We start from the raw sequence: 22,965 nt of genomic DNA on the forward strand, positions 1-22,965 counted from the left end.
CACCTACCAGAGACGCGATCGCAAGCTAGCATAAATGAGTTAGGACTTGGTTGGGTTTTAGCCAGTTGTACTCGTTGGCACAAAAATACAAGTTTTTAACCAACGTCATTTATTAGGCAGCAAAACCCTTAAATTAGATGTTTAATTTAGAGCTGCAAGCATACAGGGCATCTGGCAGGAGTTAAAACGATGGCGAGCAAGCAAATTTTGATGCTGGTCGGTGACTACGTCGAAGATTATGAAGTGATGGTGCCCTTCCAAGCGTTACAAATGGTTGGGCATACGGTTCACGCGATTTGTCCCCACAAAGAAGCAGGCGACAAAATCCGCACGGCAATTCATGACTTCGAAGGCGACCAAACTTATAGCGAGAAACCTGGGCACAATTTTGAACTCAATGCCACCTTCGACTACATTGACGAAGCCACCTACGATGCTTTGGTAATCCCTGGTGGACGCGCCCCTGAGTATATTCGCCTCAACTCACGGGTGATTGAGATCGTGCGCCATTTTGCGGGCCACAACAAACCGATCGCTACCATTTGTCATGGACCCCAAGTATTGGTAGCAGCTGGAGTTTTGGCAGGTAAGCGTTGTGCGGCTTATCCGACCTGCGCTCCTGATGTAAATCGAGCTGGAGGAGAATATGTAGAAATTGCTGTGCATGACGCAATTACAGATGGCAACTTGATTTCAGCCCCCGCTTGGCCCGCTCATCCACGCTGGCTAGCTGAGTTTCTCAAAGCCCTTGGTACCAAGATTGAGCACGAGCAGGAAGAGATGGCAGCTGTTTAAGGTGAGTTCCAGAATGAATATCTTCACTTACGCCCTCCATTTAGTCGGTTCTGCGGCTACGGCTTATGTCTATGCCCGTCAAATTCGTGATCCCCTCACTCGACCTAATATCGTCGCGGGATTCCAATTAGCTGAGTCTGGCTCAGTACCGTTTCTAGAAGCATTACGCGATCGCGCCGCTGCCGAAGGAGATGCTTGGCTGGCGGAGAAACTCGGTCGCCATGCAGCGGATGAACGGCGACATGGGCAAATCTTTGCTCAAGCATTGAAGCAACTCAACAAACAAGTGATTGACTTCAAACAACTAGCGAAGCAAGCCGAGGAACGCAAACCTGAAGAGCGTCGTAGTCCTTTCTTTGCTGCTTATTTTGATGGTTATTCTCAGGCTGATCTAAAGCCAGAAAACATAGACTGGATCGTGTTTATGGCCAGCACATACATCCTGGAACTCGATGCCAGCAGAGACTTTGCTCAGATGGCGCAAGTTCTCCCTGATGATGACCTGCGGAGTGCCAGCCTGAAAAAAGGCATGTTTAGTATCGCCAAGGATGAAACTGGACATGCCGCTTATCTGTACGAAGCTCTAGAGCGTCGCTTGTCTGCTGCTCAAGTGGTTGAGTTGGTAGATGAATGGCGATCGCGCAAAGTCAATGCTTTATTAGCCATGGTCGGAAATCTGGTGCAGAAAAACGGTCAGATGCCTTCCTTAGTGCAAGATGGCGCTCCCACAGAAGCTCATCCTGAACCATCAGAACTTCAGGCAGCAGCCTAACTTATCTCCAATCATCCGGTTACGATTCCCTGGCAAGTGCCCAAACCAATCCGGGCATAGCCAGGTTTTTCGCAGTAGCCTCGTAAAATCACCTCATCCCCATCAACTAGAAACGATCGCACTTCTCCGGTCGGTAGTTCGATAGGGTGGGCACCGCGTTGGGTGATTTCTAACAAACATCCTTGGGACCCTGGCTCTGGTCCAGAAATGGTGCCACTAGCGATCAGGTCAGCAGGACGAAGATTACAACCGTTACTGGCGTGGTGGGTGAGCATCTGCGCCAGGGTCCAATACATCTGCTGCAATGACCCTCGGCTGACCTGTATAGGTTCCATACCTGCTGCTCGCATTTGAGCGGAGCACAACAGCACTTCTACCGTGAGATCAATCCCTCCTTGCTGGCGATCGCGCTCAGAAGATAGATAAGGTAGAGGTTCTGGATCTCCCTCAGCTCGCGGAAAGGCAGAACCACGAAAAGGAGCCAGAGCTTCTAAAGTCACTACCCAAGGAGAAATACTAGTGGCGAAGTTTTTGGCAAGAAATGGGCCTAAAGGCTGGTATTCCCAAGCTTGAATATCCCTGGCAGACCAATCGTTGACTAAACACAGTCCAAACAGATAATCCTCAGCCTGGTCAATGGCGATCGCCTCTCCCAACTCATTACCAACCCCAATCAAAGCGCCAACTTCCATCTCATAGTCGAGCATTTGACTGGGGCCAAAGCTCGGTACTGTTGCATCCGGTGGTTTGCGCTGACCATTGGGACGCTTGATTGGTGTGCCACTCACTACGATTGAAGAAGCTCGCCCATGATAAGCGATCGGCACATATTTGTAGTTAGGCAGCAAGGGATTGTCGGGGCGGAACAACTTGCCGACATTAGTGGCATGAAAAACAGAAGCATAAAAGTCTGTATAGTCCGCGATCGCCGCAGGTAGCAGCATCTCCGCATCCGACATCGGCAAGAGAAGATCGGGAGTAACAGATTCATTCTGCTGAGGCGATCGCAATAGTTGACTCAAGCGCTGCCGTAACGCCGATGCAGATTGATTTCCCAGAGCCATTAGAGCATTGAGATTAGAATCCACACATGCTGCTTGCAAGTCCCCAGGGAGTCCTTCTAGTAATCCCCGCTCATGACACTGTAAGAGATCTAAAATCTGATCGCCGATCGCTACGCCTAGCCGAGGATACTCGGTGCTATTACGCCTACGAAAGACACCCAAGGGCAAGTTTTGAATCGGAAAGTCTGTGTCCGGTTGGTTGGCAGATTCCACCCAACTCCGCAAGTTTGGGTCATGCGTGGCATTGATGGCAGAAGACATAGGCAACTGAACCTCCCTTGTAGGGTCTTTGGTGTACGCACAAATGACCTAACCCCCAGCCCCTTCCCTACTAGGGAAGGGGAGCCAGATCTACAAGTTTACAGGAGATACAGATTACGCATGTTGCATTAGTTCGTGGGTGGGCCAAGTGGTGATTTGTGCGCCTTGTTGGTACTCTTCTAGCGAGAATGCATCTACCTGAATGGCTTCATTACGTGCAGCTTCGGCTTCTCGGATTAGAGCCGCTGCTGCTGCCGTAATCACACCCGTTGCTAAAGCTGCATCAATCAGTTGTTCTGGTTTGGCGGGTGCTAATTTGCCCTCACGAATAGCAGTTTTAATTGTTTGCAGGATGCCTTCGGCTTGAATCGAGAGATGGAAGGCTTGCTCCAATCGTCCTAATGCTTCATCAGGATGGGAAGGAACGTAGATATTGGTAGTGAGGCGATCGCGCACCGCTCCAAGTATCTCTACACTTTGAGCCAATTTACCACCGAGTTCATCGGTTGGCATCGTACCAATAGGATTAAGCCGCCACCACCAGAGGACTGGACCCTGGAAGGCTTGACCCAAAACTGGAATCGATAGGTTCGCAAACAGCCCTTCAAATGCCAGTTGAATCTGAGCAAAGGCATATTGCATCGACCAATGTACCAAAGGGAGATCTTCTGGGTTGCGTCCTTCTGCTTCGTAGCGGCGCAGGGTTGCCATGCCTAGATACATCCAGGAGAGAACATCGGCAAAACGTCCGGTTAGTTTCTCCCGCCGCTTCAAGGAACCGCCAAAAGCAATTAAGGCTATGTCTGTGAGAGTGGCGAAGGTAGCGGATGCCCAAGCAAGTTTGCGGTAATACTGCGCCGTGGGGCCAGAGACAGGAGACTGAGCGATCGCCCCACGAGAGAGGCTGAGCAAAATCGCTCGGATGCTGTTGCGGACTAGCAAGCCGATGTGATGCCAGAGCGCATGGTCAAAAGCGATCGCATTTCCCTCCTTGAGAGCTATCACTTCTTGATAAACATAAGGATGACAACGAATCGCGCCCTGACCAAAGATCATCAGGGTACGGGTGAGAATATTTGCGCCTTCCACTGTGATTGGGATGGGCATGGCCGTGTAAACATTAGCCAACAAGTTACGCGGGCCTTTGCAAATCCCCGAACCACCAAGGATATCCATGCCATCATTCACTAACTTGCGCGATAGCTCAGTGAATTGATATTTGGCGATCGCGGAGACAACTGCTGGCTTTTCCCCATTGTCTACGGCGGCACAGGTGCAGATGCGAGCGGCTTCCATCAGGTAGGTGAGTCCAGCAATCCGAGCCAACGGTTCCTCTACGCCTTCAAAGCGCCCAATCGATAGCCCAAACTGTCGTCGTACCACTGCGTGGGCACTGGCAACTCGCGTCACCAATTTGGCGATTCCGGTACAAGAGGCTGGGAAACTGATGCCACGGCCTGCTGCCAAGCTTTGCATCAACATCTTCCAGCCTTGGCCTGCCTGCTCGCTACCGCCAATAATCTGGTCAATGGAAACGACGACATTATGACCTTCAACCGGAGAGTTGTAAAATGGCACTCCCATTGGATCGTGGCGTTTGCCCAACACTAGACCCGGTGTATCTGCTGGAATTAAGGCGCAGGTAATACCAACGTGTTCTCCTTTGCCTAAAAGATTTTCGGGGTCGCGGAGTTTGAAGGCCAAGCCGATTAGGGTAGCGATCGCGCCTAAAGTGATATAGCGCTTGCGGAAGTTCAACAGCAGATATAGTTTCTCATCCTCACCCCGGAACACAATCCCCTCTGAGGTGATACTGGCAGCATCAGAACCAGCAGTGGGTTCAGTGAGAGCAAAACAAGGCATCTCCTCTCCGCGCGACAACCGAGGGAGATAATAATCTTTTTGCGCTTGAGTACCGTAGTGCAACAGCAGTTTGGCGGGGCCAAGGGAATTCGTCACCCCAACCGTAGCGGTGTGGATAAACGATCGCGATGCTAATTTCACCATCACCGCACTGTATGTCAGATTGGAGAAACCTAACCCGCCATACTCCTGCGGAATCATCATGCCAAAGAAACGCTCTCGCTTCAGGTAGCTCCACACCTCCGGCGGCAAGTCTTTACGGCGATTGATTTCCCAATCCGTCGCCATACGGCAAACCTGCTCTACAGGCCCATCAATGAATGCTTGAGCCTTGGCTGACAGGTTTGGATAGGGTTCATTGCTCATCCGTTTCAAGTTAGGTGCGCCAGAGAAAAACTCTCCATCGACCCAAACCGTTCCTGCCTCGATCGCCGCTTTCTCGGTGTCAGAGATACTAGGCAACAACTTCAAGGCCTGAATCGCTTGCATCAAGGGAGATGTCAGGAGCGATCGCCGTAGCAAAGGGAGATTTAGCACCAGAGCTATAATCCCGAATCCGATCCATAACCAGACAGGTGCTTGAAAAACGGCTAAAACACTCGCTGTATAAAGTGACCAAGCCAAGAGCGGCACTCCTAAATAACCCAAAATCAGGAAGAGAACCAGGGAAAAAGAGAGGGCGATCGCGAAGGGAATAGGAAACATGACTCACCAAACCAATTTAAATAAAGATGCGATTCAATTACTCCGAATGACCCCTCCCCGATGCGGAGAGGGGAGTTAATTAATCCGATTCCCTCTCCCCGTGGGGGAGGGTTAGGGAGGGGTCTCCATGACTAAAGCATCAGGTTTTCAATCACGCCCGCAGCGCCCATGCCGCCACCCACGCACATCGTCACTAAGCCGTAGCGCACACCCCGGCGTTTCATCTCATGCAGGATGGTAGCGGTGAGTTTGGCTCCGGTCATACCAAGTGGATGTCCTAGAGCGATCGCGCCACCATTGACGTTGATGATCTCCTCGTTGAGACCCAGTTTACGGATTACCGCTAGAGACTGGGCTGCAAAAGCTTCATTGAGTTCAATCAAGCCAATGTCATCTATGCTTAAGCCGACTTGTTTGAGCACTTTAGGAATCGCTTCGACTGGGCCAATTCCCATCACTTCTGGAGGCACACCAGCCACAGTGAAACCCAACAACCGCCCCATTGGTTTTACGCCCAATTCATCTATCTTGCGTTGGCTCATGATGATTGTGGCGGCAGCTCCATCCGACATTTGGGAGGAATTTCCCGCCGTCACACTCCCGCCCATGCGGAACACAGAGGGCAGTTTGGCTAAAGCTTCCAGACTGGTATCCGCGCGTGGACCTTCATCCACTTGGAACATCATGTCTACAGTTTTGAGTTCGCCATCGACATACAACGTCTCGTGGATAGGGAGCGGAATGGTTTCTTCCTCAAATTTGCCTGCTTGAATGGCTGCTAAAGCTCGCTGGTGCGATCGCAAGGCAAAGGCATCTTGGTCTTCGCGAGAAACATGATATTGCTGCACCACATTCTCAGCCGTCAATCCCATCGTGCAGTAAACTTGCGGCGTGGAAGTCATCAGGCCTGGGTTAGGCAGCATGGCATGACCCCCCATCGGGATCAGGCTCATGGTTTCGGCACCCCCCGCCACCATCACGTCGGCTTGTCCGGTCATTACCGCTTGAGTCGCCATCGCGATCGTCTGCAATCCCGACGCACAGAAGCGGTTTACGGTACAGCCTGCAACCGTGTCAGGTAATCCTGCTCGCTGGGCAATCACTCGCCCCAAGTTAAATCCTTGCTCCGCTTCAGGGAAGGAGCAACCTACGATGATGTCATCAATCTCCTTTGGTTCTAGCCCTCCGACTTTGGCGATCGCTCCCTTGACTGCGATCGCGCCCATATCGTCAGGACGCATGTTACGGAGGGTACCACGGGGCGCTTTACCCACTGCCGTCCGAACGCTGCTCACAATATATGCATCTTGCATGGTCGTTTCTCCTAAATTCTTTGGGGTGAGGAGAGAGGGGCGAGGAGTGAGAAGTCAGAATTCAGAAGTCAGAAGTTGCTAACTCCACTCTCTTTTCCTCCTTTCCTTCATCCTTCATCCCTCCTCCTTCATCCCTAATTTCGCAACGGTTTCTTCGTCTTCAACATATGGGCGATCCGCTCTTGGGTTTTGGGTTGGCTGAGGAGCGGTAAGAAGTTCTCCCGTTCTAGGCGCAACAGGTAATCTTCGTGCACGAGAGTGGGAGCAGAGAGTTCGCCGCCTGTCATCACATAAGCTAACTTTCCTGCCAAGTAGCGATCGTATTCGCTGGCAAACCCACCTTGTTGAAACACATAAGCGATATGTTCCAGCATGGCTCTGGCGGGACGACCCAAGACCATAATGGCGGTTTGCTCAGGTGGTGCTGCATAGCCTGCGCGATCGAGATGGAGTACTTCGGCTTTGGCCACCTCCAAGCGATTCTCACCGCTGATTAAGATGCGGGCATCACAGGGGAGATATCCCATCTGTTGGGCTTCGTAGGCACTGCTAGAAACCTTCGCCATCGCGATTGTTTCAAAGGCAGCTCTTAGGAACGGTTGGATATCACCGGCTGATTCGCTGGCGGCTCGTTCTGTCACTCGGGCCACGGTTCGCATAATGCCACCCGCGCCTGGAATCAAACCTACACCTAGCTCAACCAAGCCAATATAGCTTTCAGCGGCAGCAACGACATGAGGACAGGCCATAACTAGCTCACAACCACCCCCCAAGGCTCGTCCTTGCATGGCGATCACGATCGGTTTGGGAGCGTAACGGATGCGCTGGAGAATTGATTGAAACTGGACAATCAAGTCGTCCAACGCTTGGAGATTGCCAGATTGGGCGGTCATCCCCATTTCAGCCAAATTCGCACCACCGGAGAAGTGATCGCTACCGTTGCCAATCACCATGCCTTTCAAGTCGTCCCGCTCCTCTATGAGATCCAAAACTTCCGATAGCCCTTCTACCACTTTGAAGCTGAGGGTATTGCCTTTAGAACGGAATTCATACAGCGCTACACCATCCCCCAAATCTAACAAAGCGGCTTCAGCATTCTGCCACAGCATCCGTTGTGGATCTGTTTTGATCGCTCCCAAATCAATTTTGTCCACCGTAGGGGCGGATTCAGCCAATACTCCTTGCGATTGACTACCATGCCTGCCTCCGAATCCTTCGCCCTGCCGATGCATCGTTTCTACCCAATTGGGCACCGTGATATTAGCTGCCTTCATATCTGCCAATATGGTGTCAAATCCCAGCATCTCCCAAATTTCAAACGGACCCACATCCCAACCAAAGCCCCAGCATATGGCTCGGTCAATATCAGTAGGGCTATCCGCGATTTCAGGGATACGACGGGCGCTATATCCGAGCAAGTCTAGGGTCGTGGTGCGGAAGAACTGACCTGCTCGACCCGAATCTTTGTAGAGTGCTTGCAGGCGATCGCGCAAACTAGACAACTTCCCTAATTTTTCCACCTCGCCCAAATCTATTGGCTTAGCAGACTCATAGCTCATTGCTTCAGGATTGACGGAGAGAATTTCACCCTTCTGTTTTTTATAAAATCCCTGTCCTGCTTTGGCACCGATCGCCCCTGCCATGACGAGTTTGTGCAGCACCTCTGGCACCCGGAACATTTCCCGACTTTCATCGTGAGGAATGGCGGGATAGAGGTTTTTCGCCACATACATCAGCGTGTCTAAGCCTACGAGGTCAGCGGTGCGGAAGGTGGCTGATTTGGGTCGTCCTACGAGGGTTCCTGTCAGCGTGTCGATCTCCTCGATTGTGTATCCTTGCTCTGTCCAAGCTCGTAAGCCTTGCATCGTGGCATACATACCGATGCGGTTGGCAATAAAGTTGGGGGTGTCTTTGGCAATCACCACGCCTTTCCCTAAACGAGTTTCGCCAAACCAGCGCATGCGGGCCACGACTTCTGGAGCAGTATCAGGCGTTGGGATAATTTCCAGCAGTTTCAAATAGCGGGGCGGATTAAAGAAATGCGTGCCTAAAAAGCGTTGACGGAAAGCATCTGATCGACCTTCTGCGATCGCATGAATGGGCAAACCGCTGGTATTAGTAGAGATCACGGCATCATGCCGCAGCACTCCTTCCAGGCGTTGCATCAGTTGTTGCTTGATATCCAAATTCTCAACCACGGCTTCGATCACCCAATCTACTTTCGCTAGGCGATCGAAGTGTTCTTCAAAATTACCGAGGATGACGCGATGAGCCACTTTGTCAGTAAAAAAGATCGGTGGAGATAGCTTGCGGGCTTTCTTAAAGGCTCCTTCCACTAAACCATTTTTATTCCCTGTCTTAGCAGGGAGATCCAATAGATGCACAGTCAGACCGATGTTGGCGAGGTGAGCGGCGATCTGGCTCCCCATGACTCCTGCACCCAGGACAGCGGCGGTTCGAAATGGCTTAAACATTTAGAAACTCTCCCTTGCGTTGAGGCTCTTACGTTGAGGGTTACGAGCTAGTAAATCGGCAATCTTGCGAACGGATGAGGCACGGTCAAACTCGTACAAAGAATGAACGTGGTTAAACGATTAATCCGAGGTAAGGATTGGGCAAAGGCAGGGCAGGCAGCAGGTGAAACAGACGGGTACACGCTCGATAGGTCAGTTTCAGGAGATTGAGGAGACATAGAAGCTGCTTTTTGCTTATCCTTATCCTTATCTTTCCCCCGCCTTGGTTCTGATTCTCCGTACAAAGTGCCAATTTCTTTAGCAAAAGTTTTACTAATCTGAGTCCGGTTCAGTTGCCCTGTTGGAGTTAGTAAGCCGTTTTCTACGGTAAACGGATTGTTGATCAGTTGAAAGCGTTTGACAATCGCCCAGTAAGGCAAATGACAATTGGCGGTATCGACCAAAGCTTGGTAAAGCGCTATGACATGAGGATGTGTGAGGAGGGCATCAGGTGGAAGATCAATCCCCACTCCTAAAGCATAGCTATGGAGAGCTTGTAAGTCTAGAACGATCAGGGCGGCACAGAACTTTTGGGCCGAGCCAACGGCAATTACCTGAGCTACCAAAGGAGACTGCTGTAAGCGCTGCTCGATTGGTTGAGGTGCAATATATTTACCTGTGGCGAGTTTGAAGAGAGACTTCTTCAGACCTGTAATTTTTAGGAAGCCGTCTTCTGTAAATGTACCCAAATCGCCTGTATGCAGCCAACCTTGCTGATCGACTAGTTCCTGGGTTGCTTTGGGGTCTTTGTAGTAACCGGAAGTGACACAGGGGCCACGCACCAAAACTTCGTGATCTTCTGCGATCGCCACCTCAATGCCCGCGATCGGCACTCCCACTGTACCTGCGCGGTTAAAAGAGCCACGATTGCAGCACACCACAGCACTAGCTTGAGTGAGACCATAACCGTGTAGGATTGGAATTCTAGCCGCTGCAAAGACATTAACTAATTCTGCCTTGAGTGCAGCTCCGCCACAGATCACGTATTTAAGGCGACCCCCCAAAAGCGATCGCCATTTTGACAGCACTAACCAATCAGCCACCCTGAGGAACAGGGCATATAAGAGGTTGGGTTGGCAGCCAATTTCATAGCGCTTGGCTAGACCCAGAGCCCACAGAAGGGTGAACTGAGTGAGCAGAGAACTAGTTGTACTTCCCTTCTCTACAATCTTGCTATATATCTTCTCCAGCACGATCGGCACTGTCACCAAAATTGTTGGCTGCACCTCCTGGAGATGTTTGGTAAGACGACTAGCATTAGAGAAATAAATACTGTGCCCATAAAGGATATGTCCATAGAGCATTGTCCGAGCTAGCACATGGTTCAACGGAAGAAACGACAATACTGTTTCCTCACTGCCTTTACCCAGCGTAGTAATACCTGAGAAGGCGGCAAAAGCGTTCATAGAGAGGTTTTCATGGGTTAGCATCACCCCTTGCAATTGCCCAGCTTCATCCGGGATATAGATGATTGTGGCTAAATCATTGGGTTTTGGAATTGCTTGTAGAACTGGCGTTGCCTCGCTTGTCTCTAGGATGGGCTTGCTACTTTGCACCTCATCAAGAGACATCAGTGAAACGGGAAACGATTGGAGCCATTGCGATCGTTGCTCTGTCCAGTTCTCAGGCACATCTACCAACACAATATGCTGTAGGTGAAGAGTTTCTCCTAAGTGTGGCGCGATTTGTGCTAACAGCTCTAGATCGGCAATGACCAAAGCCTTAGCTTCACTATGTTGCAGCACAAAAATAATTTGCTCTAGGGTGTGAGTGAGATCGATTGGTACATCCACCAAACCTGCCCAGAGACAACCTATATCAGCCAAACCAAAGCTGACATCGCTATACATCAATAAAGCGACGCGATCGCCGCTCTCCAAACCCAATTCCTGCAAACCTAACGCACAGGCTGTAGCAGCAGTCCGAAAGGCTTGATTAGATAGTGATTGCCAATTTGTGCCCGTCCATTGATTCAAGGCTTGAGCATTTGGGGCTTGGGCACAAGCCTCATTGAGCAACGAGGGTATCGTGCGCCCCAGAACGACCCTGCCAGAGTTAGGAGGAGCCTGGTAAGTTTGATTCATATGCGACATCTCTCTTAAGAAGAGTGAAAACCCTTCTCCTCACGAACAGTAATTTTTACTTCCCTAAAGCAAAGAGTTCTAGAAGAGAAATTTGGGAAGCGCAAAGGATGCAACGAGAACAATGCACTACAAATTTCTTTGACTGTCCTAAAAATTAAGCACTTGCTCGATGTTAAATCGGCAAAGATTCGACAATGCTTCAGAGAGGCTAGATGCGGACCCGTTGGAAACTTAAAAGCACGAATCCTAATGCCAAAGCTCTAGTCGATTCCCAGTGTCTCCTTTTGACTTGGTAGTAATTAGCAGTAGTTTCTATACAGCTTCAGTCTGGGTAGTACCATACCTAACAGACTGACAGTAATAGATTTTTAGATAATATTTAGTGTAGCTAAAAGAGAATCAATTTATTGGTTTTTATACATTTCTTGAACAAAGCCAGAAATAAAGTAACTCTCTATAAAGTCAGGACCAAAAGCTATGTACATCATTTTGGCTTGATCCCCATTGCTTTCTCATCCAAAAGAGAGATAAGAAACGGTGGACAAGCGTGATTCTTCTAGTCTTTTTGAGCTAGTTAGTAGACAAGCAGCGTGGAAGTAAATACTTTTTCAGGTAAAGCATCTATTTTGATGGACAAGTTTTCTCTAAACCTTAGCAAGATACGTACATTACTAGGAATACCTCTTTAGAACGCTATTAGTTAGCGATCGCAATTTATCCGTAATTAAACTTTAACATTAAGCTTAAAAACACTTCACACAAATGGGTTCAAAAATTAGTCAAGCTAAAGCAATTATCTTTTTCATAATTTTTCAGGTGAGGTTGATCGGAGTGAACTTCACCTGAAAAATTATGAGAGTTAGAAATTACCTGAATGATTTTTTGAACTCTAACTAACCTCTCCTTAGGTCAGTACCGCACCACACAAAGCCCTAAAGCCTCACAAACTGGGCTTCCTGCCAGATGTCTTTCTAGCCAGTTCTCTAAGTCTGCAAACATTTTTTGGTAGTCTACATCTACGTAGAGATCGTGATAACACCCTGGGTATTCATGATGTTCTTTATCGGAGAACATGACTTGCTGAAAGAAAGCCCGACTACTCTCTGGATGAATGACCTGATCGGCACTGCCATGAAGCAGCAACAAAGGAATCTGTAAATCAGAGGCATGTTTGTAGATCCAATCCACAGTCATAAAAAATTCTGTGGCTAATCGGGCACTGCCATACTCATGTCGGAGCGGATCTTGGGTGTAGCTAACCAGTAGGGTGGGATCTCGTGATCCTAAATTAGAAGGTATGCCCAATCTCAAACTAAAGCGGGGAAAGATACCGGAAAGCAGTTTTCCTACCATGAGCTTGCCACGGGAGACAGAAACTCTGCCCAGAGCAGGGGCGGAGACAATTAGCCCCTGTAAAGGATCTGGCGATCGCAGGGCATAATCTAGCGCGATCGTGCCGCCCAAACTATGTCCCCACAAGAAATAAGGGCAAGGGCAACTAGCGCGTTGAGCCTGAATATGTTGGAGAAATGCCCGCAGGTCTTCTCGGAACTCGGCCCATGACCCGATATGACCTCGCTGACCAGGGGAGCGTCCATGCCCCCGTAAATCAAAGGCATAAACCTCATATTCCTGACCTACTAAATACTGCACCACTTGGACAAACAAGCTGCTATGCGCTCCTAAGCCATGTACCATGACTACCACAGCTTGGACCTGTGCGTCTGGATGCCAGCTTTGATAATAGAGATCGAGTCCACCGAGTCCCTTAAACTTCCCTTCAATACGTCTCATCACAATGCTCCACAAACGTTTATGACATCGTTGCGGCCTAGGATGCTGTAGCTTGCTGAGAGCTAGGTAGGGTAGAGAGGCATACCAAAAGATGCAAATTCTTGGCAGAACTGCGTCTCGCTGAATAATAGTTAAATTTCTGTGCTCAACTCTGCTGTGATATGAACAACAGATGTGCAAGAAGTTAATTCAGCACAAATAATGCTGCTCCCATCTACTTTTATCTATGAGCGACAGCCTAGACCGCGACTACCTGTTGAGGAGCCTGTTGAATACTAAACTTTGATGATTAGAAGTCGTTGTGCATCTTTTAGTAGTATATCTAACCAAAATTGGGGTCGCACCCGTATCCTTGGGTAGAAATTTTAGATGTCTCAGGATAACTGTAAGGACGAATAGCCATCATTGATTTATTGAGTAGGCTGTTAAGTGACTTATTGAGGTTGAGCGATCGAGAAACCCCGACGGTTAACTTTGGTCTCTGCGACTCCAACTGGAAAACGGACCCGTAGCTCTAAAGGCCCATGCCAATAAAACCGACTATCCGCCGCCCAACACGCCACCCCGTCTCTCATCGCCTCATCTTGTAGCGATCGCCAGCTTTGCAGTTGGCCCTTCTTAGCTTCCTAATTCTGGATAGCCCCCTAGCCCCCCAAATTCAGGGTGATTTCATACAAGAAAAGAAATTCGAACCAGGCCCCCCTAGCCCCCCAAATATTCAAGCTTTTTCTTTTGCTACATGAAACCACCCTGCCTAGCCCCCAAATTTGGGGGAACTGGAATTGAAAATTTAGGGTAAATGCGTGAGTTCTAAACCCTTCTGGAGGGGGTCTGGGGGACGCAGCCGTCCCTCAGCGGGGGTTTGGGGACAAGTGCCCTCAAGGGCTCGGCTCCCCAATATCGAAACACCAAAAAACTAAGCCTGCAAAATCGTCTTAGAAACAATCCGAGTCTTCTTGCGATCCGCCTCCGACAACTCCTCCCCCGACTGCAATCGCGTCGCACTCGTCTGCAAAATTGTCGCCGCCCCCTGATCCCCCATTTGTAGCGCCGTTTTCGCCGCCGTTTGCAACATTGTTGCCGCCCCCGCGCGATCGCCCTGTTGCAGCTTCGCTTCCGCAATCTGAGTTTGCCGATACTTCGCCAACGCCAAAATGTGGTGCTGCACTTCCGTATCGATCGCAGGCTGGAATACACTCAGCGCCGCCGCTTCCACTGGAACCATTTCCGAAATCAGCCCCTCTTGACCTTGCATTGGGTCGTCATAGCGCACCTGCACTCGCGCGATCGCATGTTGGCCCTCAGGCAACGCCCCTACATACAAATTCGCCAAAATGACTCGTGGCACATCCGTCATCAAATCGCCCAAGCGCACCGTACACCAACCCCCCTCCTGCTGCACAGGCAACTCCACCGTATCCGGAGCCACCTGCGCGATCGGCTTCAAATCTGCCAACCGCACATTTGGCTCCAGGGACAATTGCAAGTAAGCGTTAGTTAACCCCACCGCCTGTGCCCGACTAAACAAGCGACCAAAGACCTCCACCGCTTCGTCGGAATGCTGGATATAAGACAAACTACCCCCGGCGGCATCGGCAATTTTTTCCAGAATGTCTTGGTTCCAGTGATCCCCAAAGCCCAAGCTATTGAACGTCAGATTGTAGCTAGTCGCCAACTCCGCCAACTTAAGGCAGCGCTGGTTGTCCCCATGCTCGTTTTCGCCATCAGTCAAGACAAAAGCTTGAGAAACCGTGTCTTTTTTGCCCTTGGCTAACTCCTCAGTCCCCAAGCGCATGCCTTCATCGATCGCGGTGCCACCGCCAGCCTTCAGTTGAGCAATTTTGCTCTTAATGCCCACCGGATCGTCAATCACCTGATTTGGCACTAGCACCTTGGCCTTGTGATCAAACACAACCACCGAAATGCGATCGCCCGGAGACAATTGGTCAATCAACTGCTGCGCCGCCTGCTTCACCGTTTCTAACGGTCGCCCATTCATCGAGCCGCTGTGATCCAAGATCAAGCACAAATTTAGGGGTACTGTGCGATCGCTAGCCTCCGGAATCGCTGACACCGAAATTGCAAGTTGCCGTTGGCTACTCGATTGCGTCGCATCTAAGTGGCGATCGTTGAGGGTCGGTTGCAGATTGACTTTCATAACCAAGGCTCCTGGGCAGGCAAATAGAGGAGGGTACTACTAACCTCACCATCCATAACAGACGCTACGGAATCAGGAGGCGATTCCTCCGACAAATCGAGCTAAAACCGCGCCATTTCGGCTCGAAAAGCAGCAGTCCGGCGTTGAAAGTCAAGGGCGCGCTACTATTGTTAAAAATAGCGCCATTATTACAGGCAAAGACACGCACAGGCTATGAACTTACCGATCCAAGCCGTTCAATCTCCCTACTATGGAGATGCGTTCTCTCGGACCCCCCCTCCAGATTTACCTTCCTTGTTGCTCAAGGAGCGGATCGTTTATCTAGGGATGCCGCTAGTTCCCGCCGTAACTGAGCTGATCATTGCGGAATTGTTGTACTTACAGTACGAAGACCCAGAAAAACCAATCAAAATCTATATCAACTCCACTGGGACTTCTAGCTACAATGGCGAACCCATCGGCTTTGAAACAGAAGCTTTCGCCATCTGCGACACCATGAAGTACATCAAGCCCCCCATTCACACCATTTGCCTAGGCTCAGCGATGGGGATGGCGGCCATGCTTTTGTCAGCAGGTACCAAAGGTTGCCGAGCTAGCTTACCCAATGCCACCATTGTGTTGCATCAACCCAAGAGCTATGCTCGCGGCCAAGCCACCGATATTCAAATTCGGGCGCAAGAGGTGCTAGCTAACAAAAGAACGATGGTCGATATTCTGTCTGAGAATACGGGCCAATCGCACGAAAAAATCACCAAAGACATGGATCGGATCTTCTATATCACTCCTCAAGAAGCTGTCCCCTACGGCCTGATTGATCGAGTCTTAGAAAAAGAAGACCTTGCACATCCCCCTCTGCCCGCAGGAGTGATCTAAGGAGTTAGGAGAGAGGAGTGGGGTGTTAAGACCTTATTGACCCCTCATCTGCTCATCCGCTCGCCTGCTCACTTGCTCACCCCTCACTTGCCCACCCCTCACCTCATTGATTGACGGAGCATATTATGCCTATTGGCGTTCCTAAGGTTCCCTACCGGATGCCGGGGGAACAATTTACCCAGTGGATCGACATCTACAACCGCCTTTACCGGGAACGAATTATCTTCTTGGGGCGAGACGTGGATGATGAGATTGCCAACCAGATCATTGCGGTGATGCTGTACCTGGATTCAGAAGATCCTGGCAAAGATATTTACCTCTACATCAACTCTCCCGGCGGTATGGTCACCTCTGGCATGGCGATTTACGACACCATGCAGCACATTAAATCCGACGTGGTGACCATTTGTGTTGGCTTGGCTGCCTCTATGGGTTCCTTCTTGCTAGCCGCTGGGACGAAAGGGAAGCGCTTAGCCCTACCCCACTCGCGGATTATGATTCACCAGCCTTCTGGTGGCACCCGTGGTCAGGCTACCGACATTGAGATTGAAGCGCGAGAAATCTTGCGGATTCGTCGTCAACTCAACCAAATTTACGCTGACAAGACGGGCCAAACGCTACAGAAGATCGAGAAAGACATGGATCGAGACTTCTTTATGTCAGCCGAAGAAGCCAAAGAATACGGCTTGGTCGATCGCGTTTTAGACGATCGCGCCTCTTAACTACCCAGTAGGAGTCAAGCATCCATGAAGCCTGGATGGATTTCTTGATTCTTGCTCAGATGTCAATCTATCTTTAGTAGTGGCAGAATCTAATAATTCTGCCATTTTTTCATTTCGATGAATCTTGCAGATTGCTACCGCCTTTTAGGGCTGCGCTCAGGTGCTGCCTTTTCCGAGATCAAAGCTTCCTACCGCCGATTAGCGCGGCAGTATCATCCTGATGTCAATCCGGGGGATCAACGCGCTAAAGAAAAGTTTATTGAGCTGACAGCAGCTTATAAACTCCTCTTGAGCAATGTGAAAACGTCGGAAGGGCAAGCTAGCCAAAGCCAAGGGACAGCTAGCAATTCAGCCGCCGCAGCTTCTCCGGTCGCGAAGTCTCCACCTCCCACACCTAAGGTCACAGTCAAGCAGACCAAATCGGAAACCCAAGTTAAGGTAACCAAGAAGCAACCCGGAGTTGAGTTTAGTCCTCAGCTTTCGGCAGTGGAGCGTCAACTCAAGCAAGCGGTTTACGAACAACTCCAGCAGTTGTTGAGGGATCAGCGCTTTCCCAAAGCTGTCACGATTGTAGAAGGGTTAGCCCAACGCATCCCTCAAGATCCAGAAGTGCGGCAATGGCAGGCGATCGTCTATCAACGCCTGGGTCGGCACTTGGTCAGCCAAAAGCAGTTTGATAAAGCGCGAATCTATCTGAAAAAAGCCCTCCGCACCGATCCCCACAACCGATCGCTCTGGGCTGAAGTAGAACGCGATTTCCGGCGCATTGAGCAAATTCTTTGAAAAGCTGGCTATTCCTGCTCCGCTGAAGGTAAAAGCTCTGGGGGTGCAATCAAACCAAAAGCCCGATTTAGAGTTCCTGCTCGGTTGACCATTTGCTCTAATTCGTCTGGTTCATAACGCCCCTCGGCAACTTCTAAAGAAGCTTCATCAATGGCTGTGGGGTAAGCCTCCTCTAGAGCCATCCGCAGTTCTTCTAGCGTTAAGTAATAGCCACCTGCTTTACGGCGTTTGTTTTTGGTTTGGATTTCGCGAACACAATTGCGAATTGAAATTTCCCAAGAGCGAGCCGTGCGATTTTCTGCTTGTTGTTTAATCAAATGCAGCAATAACACGACTGCAAATCGCCGAATATTATTAATCTTGTCGTCGCGGCTCATTTCTTCGAGTTCTTCAACCACCGCTAAAGCGCCTGAAATATCTCCATTGAGCAATAAACTTTTAAGCGTAAAAAGTTCTTCCATAACTAGCTGCTCAAGCTCGTAGGTTAATTGTGAGCTGTACTGTCTGAACTTGCAAACGCCTGCCGCACCCGTTCAACCTGTCTTGGTGCTTCCATTTCCTCAAATAACTGAATAGCCTTATCTCGATACTCTGCCCCTTTCTCAACCTCACCCAGCGCCTGATAAGCCAAGCCTATCTGGAAATAGACTTCAGTTAAATCAGACTTGGCTCCGATTTCTCTAAAAATCTGCTCTGCTTTAACAAACCTTTTAATAGCCCGGACTAGTTGATTCCGCTGAAGGCTTATCTCTCCTACAGCACTGAAGAAGAGACCCATAGCTAAAGGATAGGAGTATGTCCTAGCTGTTTTATATAAAAACAAACAAGTCTCTTTGCTCTCATCTAAGAATTGATGTGTACACAGAGAGCGTGCAAAATAATAGTTGCCATATAGCTCCCACCAAGAGCCAGACTGTGTTTGCATCCACTCTCTCTGTGAACTGGCCAACTTCAAATAGAATAGGGATTTTTTGGAATTTTTAGAAAGCCAGTATATAAAAGATAAACATGAATATGCAGAAACTAATATTTTTCTACCTATTCTTTGAAGGGGTAATATATTTTTTTCCAATGCTTCTGTTTCTAAGTCTTGATGAGAGGCTAAAATTCGCTTGAACAATTCTATTGAGCTTTGAATTTCTCCCGTTTTCAAATTAAGTAGTCCCAATGCTGCCAAGCAATCATAAAAATGAATTTTATCTTTCAGAATAAGGCCTATTTTAATTGCTTCTTGATAGCAGAGAGCTGCTTCTTTTGATTCACCACTGATGGAATGAAGATCAGCCAAAAATCCCGAAATATGTTGTCTTTCTGAATTGGATATATTTGATTGCTGCGACAAAAATCGTAAAATTTCTAGGCACTTGGAATACATTCCGAATCCACGCAATCTTCCTATTAAGGAGTATCTTTCCCCTTCTGATAAAATCAGCTTGGAAGCACTGTTATAATCCTCAATGTTTATGTAATGATAGTAGGCTTCGGCTTGCTTCAGTCCATCCTCTGGCTTGATAATATTTTTGGTTGATTTTTCCCAGTATTCTGCTATTTTCTTGTTAGCAATTTTCCAGGCATTACTTGTGTGGATTCGCTTAATAGCCTCTGATTTAATAACTGGATGCAAACAGTAACCAGAGTATTTTGATTCTATTAATGCACGATCCTGTAAAGATTTAACGACTCGTCTTCGCTGTGTTTTTGATACATCTGACATTAAGCAAAATATCCCATTCAATGGAACTACTGGTACATCTTGGTAACGAAAACATCCTAAGCGACAAAGTAATTGATAAGCATCTGGATCAATTATTTGTAAACGATCGAACTGTTCAGAGACTAGGTTTTCTAGCGTTGGATTAAGCAGTAAATCAGCTTGGTTTTCTTGCCAAAAGATTTCTAAATCACTACTGAAGTCAATTTGAACAGCGCGACTGAGGATTTGCATTGCCTTAGCGTTACCGCCATAAGCAAAATGCATTTCTTTTAGAGTACGAAAGTTGGCTTGAATTCCATGACCTTTAAAGAACTCCTGCCAAGATACTTCGTCAAGTCCTTCGAGACGGTAGTCTCTAACTTCTATAGATGGATCATACAAACGCTCTCGGCTGGTGATAAGAGTGAGCGATCGCGCTCCTCGATCACTCAAGACTCGCAGTAGCTCGACGTAAGCCCGCCGGCTTTCAATAAAGCGGCCATTTTTATCCAGAGCAGGCTCTAAGTTATCAATCAAAACGCCAATGCGTTGATTAGGGTCTCGGAGCTTTTGCCGTAGTCGCTCTAGGTTGACCCCAAAGTCCCGCCCTGGCTCTTCCCCAAAATCTTGCTGAAGCCAGCGCTCCACCTCGCTTTCAATCGAGTTAATATTCTGGATTTCCTTTGCCATCCAGATTTCTAAAACCTTATCAAACCCTTGGGTATCTAAGTACTGGCACGCCAACTTAGTTTTGCCTACTCCTCCTGGCGCATAGATGGTAATGATTTTTGCGTCTTGGTTAACAAGACAAGTTAGTTGAGCGATCGCCCCTTCCCGCCCCACAAAATTCGGGTCTGTAGAGGTAGTGGTTAATGGGGTATGAGGGGCGATCGAGGCGATTTCTAGGCGGTCTTCTACTATTTGCGGGTTTACAGCGATTGACTGGTGTTGGAGCGATCGCTGTTTACGTTCTAAGGCTGCCCGAAAGTTTTTTTTAGTAACCTTCTCACCTAAAACTTTTGTAAGCAGCTTCCACAATTCGTTCCCGGTTTCTTTAATGTGGCTCTCGCTATAACCCAATTGCTCAGCGATCGCCTCGTAAGTTTTACCTGCCCATGCTTGCTTAAATACTTTTCTCTGTAAATCACTAAGGCGATCGCCCGTAATTTGAAAAATCAGCTCGTCTACAAGCTCTAATGCTTCTTCCGCACCCATCAGTCAGCTAGGTATCAATTTTGTATAATTTAACCTAATTTTTTGTGCCATCCCTAAAAATCCTACTTTTTCCTACTAAGGTTTCCACCTATACCTCCAACTTTTTCCACCTGACATTACTTGGCTTAAAGCAGAAGATACGGGCATGGCTCAGGAAGCCTGCATAAAGTGCCATATCTTCGTACCAAGGAGAGTTCACCATGAAAATTGGAAAAGTTGGAAGCTTTTTAAGCTATGTAATAACCTTTCTTCTCGTATTCTGCACTGGTGGAGTAGCTCGCGCAGCTTGGCTCTACACCTCTGATCCCAGTTACGACAGTCTCGCTGGCAATGGTCAAGGTGGAGTGGTTGCAGGCGGAACTCCCTTTGAGATCTTTTTTCTAGGAACTCTATTAGATGAAAACTACTTGTGGATTGGAGTCAATGGCAATCTACCTCTTACAGGTTTAGACACTGGCCCTTCATATAATGGCTTCTCAATTGGTAATGGCAACATCGGCTGGGGAGATATATTTCTCGACTCATCGGGCTTAGGTAATTTCAAGGCCGCGAGTGATGCAGGACGCTTAATTGGTATTCGTGCTATCCCTAACAACGATTCAAAAGCCCCCAAGATAGGAATTTACGATCAAGTAAAAGCAGTCAGTACTGTGCCCCAAAATGGCGGGTGGTCAAACTTAGGCAACCACAACTTATACGGTGTTCGACCACGTACAGGTCAAGATGCAGCAATGGGTGAGCTTGCCTGGAATGACCCCTACTATGCCGACTACATTACTCCCGGAGCTTGGAACCGCCCAGAGACATTGATTCCGACTGTCATTGAATCGGGTAACTATCTTGGCGACGTTACACTTCTCAATGCCTCTGACTTACAGGCAGCTGGCTTTGACCTTAGTGCTTTTTCTTCAACTGGTTCTCAAACTTGGGGAGTAAAGGTCGATCGATCTCTATTCCCTATTGGGGAGCATATCTTAAGCTGGTGGCTGGAATGCAATAACGATGGAATTGCCACAAAGGTGAACATAACCGAGCGATCGGAAGAACCAACAGACATGACATCAGTACCAGAGCCCACATCAGTTTTAGGTCTGATTTTGGCTGGCGTTTTCGGAGCAGGAACTGTTTTGAAGCGCAAGCAATGTCAAAGTATGGAAGCTTAACTAAGCTTTAGCTCTTTAACAGCAAATTCTGGCGATCGCCCCCTCTAAAAAAGGCGCGATCGCTTCCCAGATTTCACCTCTTACAGCAGGAAAAAGAGGATGAAGACCGACTATACGCTCTTCTTTAAATGGGCATCCAAATTATTTAGGTTCTTCCTTTGGTTGTGTTACGGATTAGCGATCGCCCTACTTTTATCTGCCCTCTTTGGTGGTTTTAATTTAGTGGCTGGATTGTTACCTGCGATCGCACAGACCCTTCTCCGTTTAGCAGCTTTAGTCTTTTTCTTCTTAGCGACTGCCATTATTGTCGAGTCTTTGCGGTGAACAACCAAACGCTCATCACTAAGCGATAGAGCGCGGGCTTCCCAATTCATCGGCAATCGCCTCTGCGGTCGTAGACTTACGCCCAAACCGCTTCGGTCTTACCTTGCCTCCAAGGGCAGAAGCGCTGGTTCCCAACGCCAAAATCCGCAAGCCTTCATTTCTGATATTGATCGCTGCGTTCACATCTCTGTCGTGATGCACATGGCAGTGCGGACAGAGGAAGGAACGCACCGAGAGATCCATTTTTGCAATCGGCAGCAGTGTGATATTGCAGAGATGCGATGACGGAAAGAATCGTCCGATTTCGAGGTAAATTTTGCCGTCTTGCTCCGCTTTGTATTTCAGCATGGTCTGAAACATTCCCCATCCAGCATCACTGATTGACTTGGCTAGGTTGTGATTTTTAACCATGTTTTTGACCGCTAGATCTTCCGCCACAATCACTTGGTTCTCGTTGACTATCTTGCGGGATAGCTTGTGGAGGAAGTCTTCTCTCACTCTTGAGATTTTGCTATGCACCCTTGCGAGTGCAACTTTAGCTTTACGTCGCTTGTTTGTGGTTTTATCCTTCTTGCGGGATAGCTGACGCTGTTTCCGCTTCAGGTTGCGCACGTGCTTCTTGAGGTGTTTCGGATTGCTGAACTTGGAGCCATCAGAAGTGACGGCAAAATCCATCAATCCCAAGTCAACCCCAACAGCCTTACCATCATTACTAGATTCAGGTCTTTCGATACCATCATCCATAAGGGGCTTGCAAATAAATAAGATACCAGTCACTCTAGCAAGAATGGAGCCGGGAGTTCCCTCCCTTGCTCAAGCTTGCTAGTGAAGGAAACCCTCCAACGATGTTCAATGACACGATTAAAGCAA

17 protein-coding genes are annotated in these 22,965 nt (G+C 48.7%); 7 read left to right on the forward strand and 10 right to left on the reverse strand.

The genetic code is table 11. The features are described from left to right. Positions 1-189 precede the first annotated feature (189 nt). Both KME12_23750 and KME12_23755 read left to right on the forward strand, forming a co-directional pair. The gene (locus KME12_23750) at positions 190-795 is read left to right on the forward strand and encodes a DJ-1/PfpI family protein (protein MBW4490800.1); all 606 of its coding nucleotides are present in this window, start codon (positions 190-192) and stop codon (positions 793-795) included. 13 nt (positions 796-808) lie between these two features. Then, a complete protein-coding gene (locus KME12_23755; protein ID MBW4490801.1) occupies positions 809-1,567 on the forward strand; it encodes a ferritin-like domain-containing protein in 759 nt (252 codons plus the stop codon). A gap of 11 nt (positions 1,568-1,578) precedes the next feature. Here the strand turns inward: KME12_23755 and fahA are convergent, their stop codons facing one another. From fahA to KME12_23790, 7 genes are all read right to left on the reverse strand, one after another. Further along, positions 1,579-2,892, reverse strand: a complete 1,314-nt coding sequence (gene fahA, locus KME12_23760; GenBank protein ID MBW4490802.1) for a fumarylacetoacetase — start codon at positions 2,890-2,892, stop codon at positions 1,579-1,581. 114 nt (positions 2,893-3,006) lie between these two features. Further along, positions 3,007-5,460, reverse strand: coding sequence for an acyl-CoA dehydrogenase (locus tag KME12_23765; GenBank protein MBW4490803.1), 2,454 nt, complete (start codon positions 5,458-5,460; stop codon positions 3,007-3,009). A 131-nt stretch (positions 5,461-5,591) separates the two neighbouring features. Next, on the reverse strand, positions 5,592-6,773 hold the full coding sequence (locus KME12_23770; protein ID MBW4490804.1) for an acetyl-CoA C-acyltransferase: 1,182 nt from the start codon (positions 6,771-6,773) through the stop codon (positions 5,592-5,594). Positions 6,774-6,907: 134 nt separating this feature from the next. Then, positions 6,908-9,247, reverse strand: a complete 2,340-nt coding sequence (locus KME12_23775) for a 3-hydroxyacyl-CoA dehydrogenase/enoyl-CoA hydratase family protein (protein ID MBW4490805.1) — start codon at positions 9,245-9,247, stop codon at positions 6,908-6,910. A gap of 47 nt (positions 9,248-9,294) precedes the next feature. Beyond that, the gene (locus KME12_23780) at positions 9,295-11,370 is read right to left on the reverse strand and encodes a long-chain fatty acid--CoA ligase (GenBank protein MBW4490806.1); all 2,076 of its coding nucleotides are present in this window, start codon (positions 11,368-11,370) and stop codon (positions 9,295-9,297) included. Between the two features lie 909 nt (positions 11,371-12,279). Next, positions 12,280-13,164: a lysophospholipase gene (locus tag KME12_23785; GenBank protein MBW4490807.1), complete on the reverse strand. Its 885-nt coding sequence runs from the start codon at positions 13,162-13,164 to the stop codon at positions 12,280-12,282. A gap of 916 nt (positions 13,165-14,080) precedes the next feature. Then, positions 14,081-15,322 carry a VWA domain-containing protein gene (locus KME12_23790; GenBank protein MBW4490808.1) on the reverse strand — a complete coding sequence of 414 codons (1,242 nt, stop codon included), beginning with the start codon at positions 15,320-15,322 and terminating at the stop codon, positions 14,081-14,083. Positions 15,323-15,535: 213 nt separating this feature from the next. On the opposite strand from KME12_23790, the gene KME12_23795 reads away from it, so the two are divergent. The 3 genes from KME12_23795 to KME12_23805 all read left to right on the forward strand — a co-directional run bounded on the left by KME12_23795 (position 15,536) and on the right by KME12_23805 (position 17,700). Next, the gene (locus KME12_23795; protein MBW4490809.1) at positions 15,536-16,195 is read left to right on the forward strand and encodes an ATP-dependent Clp protease proteolytic subunit; all 660 of its coding nucleotides are present in this window, start codon (positions 15,536-15,538) and stop codon (positions 16,193-16,195) included. Between the two features lie 125 nt (positions 16,196-16,320). Further along, complete coding sequence (locus KME12_23800; GenBank protein ID MBW4490810.1) at positions 16,321-16,917, forward strand: ATP-dependent Clp protease proteolytic subunit; 597 nt, start codon at positions 16,321-16,323, stop codon at positions 16,915-16,917. A gap of 117 nt (positions 16,918-17,034) precedes the next feature. Beyond that, positions 17,035-17,700 (forward strand): DnaJ domain-containing protein, encoded by a 666-nt coding sequence (locus KME12_23805; protein ID MBW4490811.1) that lies wholly within the window; start codon positions 17,035-17,037, stop codon positions 17,698-17,700. Between the two features lie 8 nt (positions 17,701-17,708). Here the strand turns inward: KME12_23805 and KME12_23810 are convergent, their stop codons facing one another. Beyond that, positions 17,709-18,161, reverse strand: a complete 453-nt coding sequence (locus tag KME12_23810) for a DUF29 domain-containing protein (GenBank protein ID MBW4490812.1) — start codon at positions 18,159-18,161, stop codon at positions 17,709-17,711. A gap of 23 nt (positions 18,162-18,184) precedes the next feature. Beyond that, positions 18,185-20,608, reverse strand: a complete 2,424-nt coding sequence (locus KME12_23815; GenBank protein ID MBW4490813.1) for an AAA family ATPase — start codon at positions 20,606-20,608, stop codon at positions 18,185-18,187. 200 nt (positions 20,609-20,808) lie between these two features. Between KME12_23815 and KME12_23820 the strand changes: the two genes are divergently transcribed. Continuing rightward, positions 20,809-21,771, forward strand: coding sequence for a PEP-CTERM sorting domain-containing protein (locus KME12_23820; GenBank protein MBW4490814.1), 963 nt, complete (start codon positions 20,809-20,811; stop codon positions 21,769-21,771). 99 nt (positions 21,772-21,870) lie between these two features. Next, positions 21,871-22,095, forward strand: coding sequence for a hypothetical protein (locus KME12_23825; protein MBW4490815.1), 225 nt, complete (start codon positions 21,871-21,873; stop codon positions 22,093-22,095). 18 nt (positions 22,096-22,113) lie between these two features. On the opposite strand, the gene KME12_23830 is transcribed toward KME12_23825, so the two are convergent. Beyond that, positions 22,114-22,839 (reverse strand): transposase, encoded by a 726-nt coding sequence (locus KME12_23830; GenBank protein MBW4490816.1) that lies wholly within the window; start codon positions 22,837-22,839, stop codon positions 22,114-22,116. Positions 22,840-22,965 lie beyond the last annotated feature (126 nt).

The sequence above is a fragment of the Trichocoleus desertorum ATA4-8-CV12 genome (assembly GCA_019358975.1).
In the GTDB taxonomy this organism is placed as follows: domain Bacteria; phylum Cyanobacteriota; class Cyanobacteriia; order FACHB-46; family FACHB-46; genus Trichocoleus; species Trichocoleus desertorum_A.

What these genes read in the sequence shown, in the direction of transcription:
- fahA (MBW4490802.1), bottom strand. Translation starts at nt 2,892, where the DNA reads ATGTCTTCTGCCATCAATGCCACGCATGACCCAAACTTGCGGAGTTGG.
- KME12_23765 (MBW4490803.1), bottom strand. Translation starts at nt 5,460, where the DNA reads ATGTTTCCTATTCCCTTCGCGATCGCCCTCTCTTTTTCCCTGGTTCTC.
- KME12_23750 (MBW4490800.1), top strand. Translation starts at nt 190, where the DNA reads ATGGCGAGCAAGCAAATTTTGATGCTGGTCGGTGACTACGTCGAAGAT.
- KME12_23790 (MBW4490808.1), bottom strand. Translation starts at nt 15,322, where the DNA reads ATGAAAGTCAATCTGCAACCGACCCTCAACGATCGCCACTTAGATGCG.
- KME12_23780 (MBW4490806.1), bottom strand. Translation starts at nt 11,370, where the DNA reads ATGAATCAAACTTACCAGGCTCCTCCTAACTCTGGCAGGGTCGTTCTG.
- KME12_23825 (MBW4490815.1), top strand. Translation starts at nt 21,871, where the DNA reads ATGAAGACCGACTATACGCTCTTCTTTAAATGGGCATCCAAATTATTT.
- KME12_23810 (MBW4490812.1), bottom strand. Translation starts at nt 18,161, where the DNA reads ATGGAAGAACTTTTTACGCTTAAAAGTTTATTGCTCAATGGAGATATT.
- KME12_23830 (MBW4490816.1), bottom strand. Translation starts at nt 22,839, where the DNA reads ATGGATGATGGTATCGAAAGACCTGAATCTAGTAATGATGGTAAGGCT.
- KME12_23770 (MBW4490804.1), bottom strand. Translation starts at nt 6,773, where the DNA reads ATGCAAGATGCATATATTGTGAGCAGCGTTCGGACGGCAGTGGGTAAA.
- KME12_23805 (MBW4490811.1), top strand. Translation starts at nt 17,035, where the DNA reads ATGAATCTTGCAGATTGCTACCGCCTTTTAGGGCTGCGCTCAGGTGCT.
- KME12_23775 (MBW4490805.1), bottom strand. Translation starts at nt 9,247, where the DNA reads ATGTTTAAGCCATTTCGAACCGCCGCTGTCCTGGGTGCAGGAGTCATG.
- KME12_23755 (MBW4490801.1), top strand. Translation starts at nt 809, where the DNA reads ATGAATATCTTCACTTACGCCCTCCATTTAGTCGGTTCTGCGGCTACG.
- KME12_23820 (MBW4490814.1), top strand. Translation starts at nt 20,809, where the DNA reads ATGAAAATTGGAAAAGTTGGAAGCTTTTTAAGCTATGTAATAACCTTT.
- KME12_23815 (MBW4490813.1), bottom strand. Translation starts at nt 20,608, where the DNA reads ATGGGTGCGGAAGAAGCATTAGAGCTTGTAGACGAGCTGATTTTTCAA.
- KME12_23800 (MBW4490810.1), top strand. Translation starts at nt 16,321, where the DNA reads ATGCCTATTGGCGTTCCTAAGGTTCCCTACCGGATGCCGGGGGAACAA.
- KME12_23795 (MBW4490809.1), top strand. Translation starts at nt 15,536, where the DNA reads ATGAACTTACCGATCCAAGCCGTTCAATCTCCCTACTATGGAGATGCG.
- KME12_23785 (MBW4490807.1), bottom strand. Translation starts at nt 13,164, where the DNA reads ATGAGACGTATTGAAGGGAAGTTTAAGGGACTCGGTGGACTCGATCTC.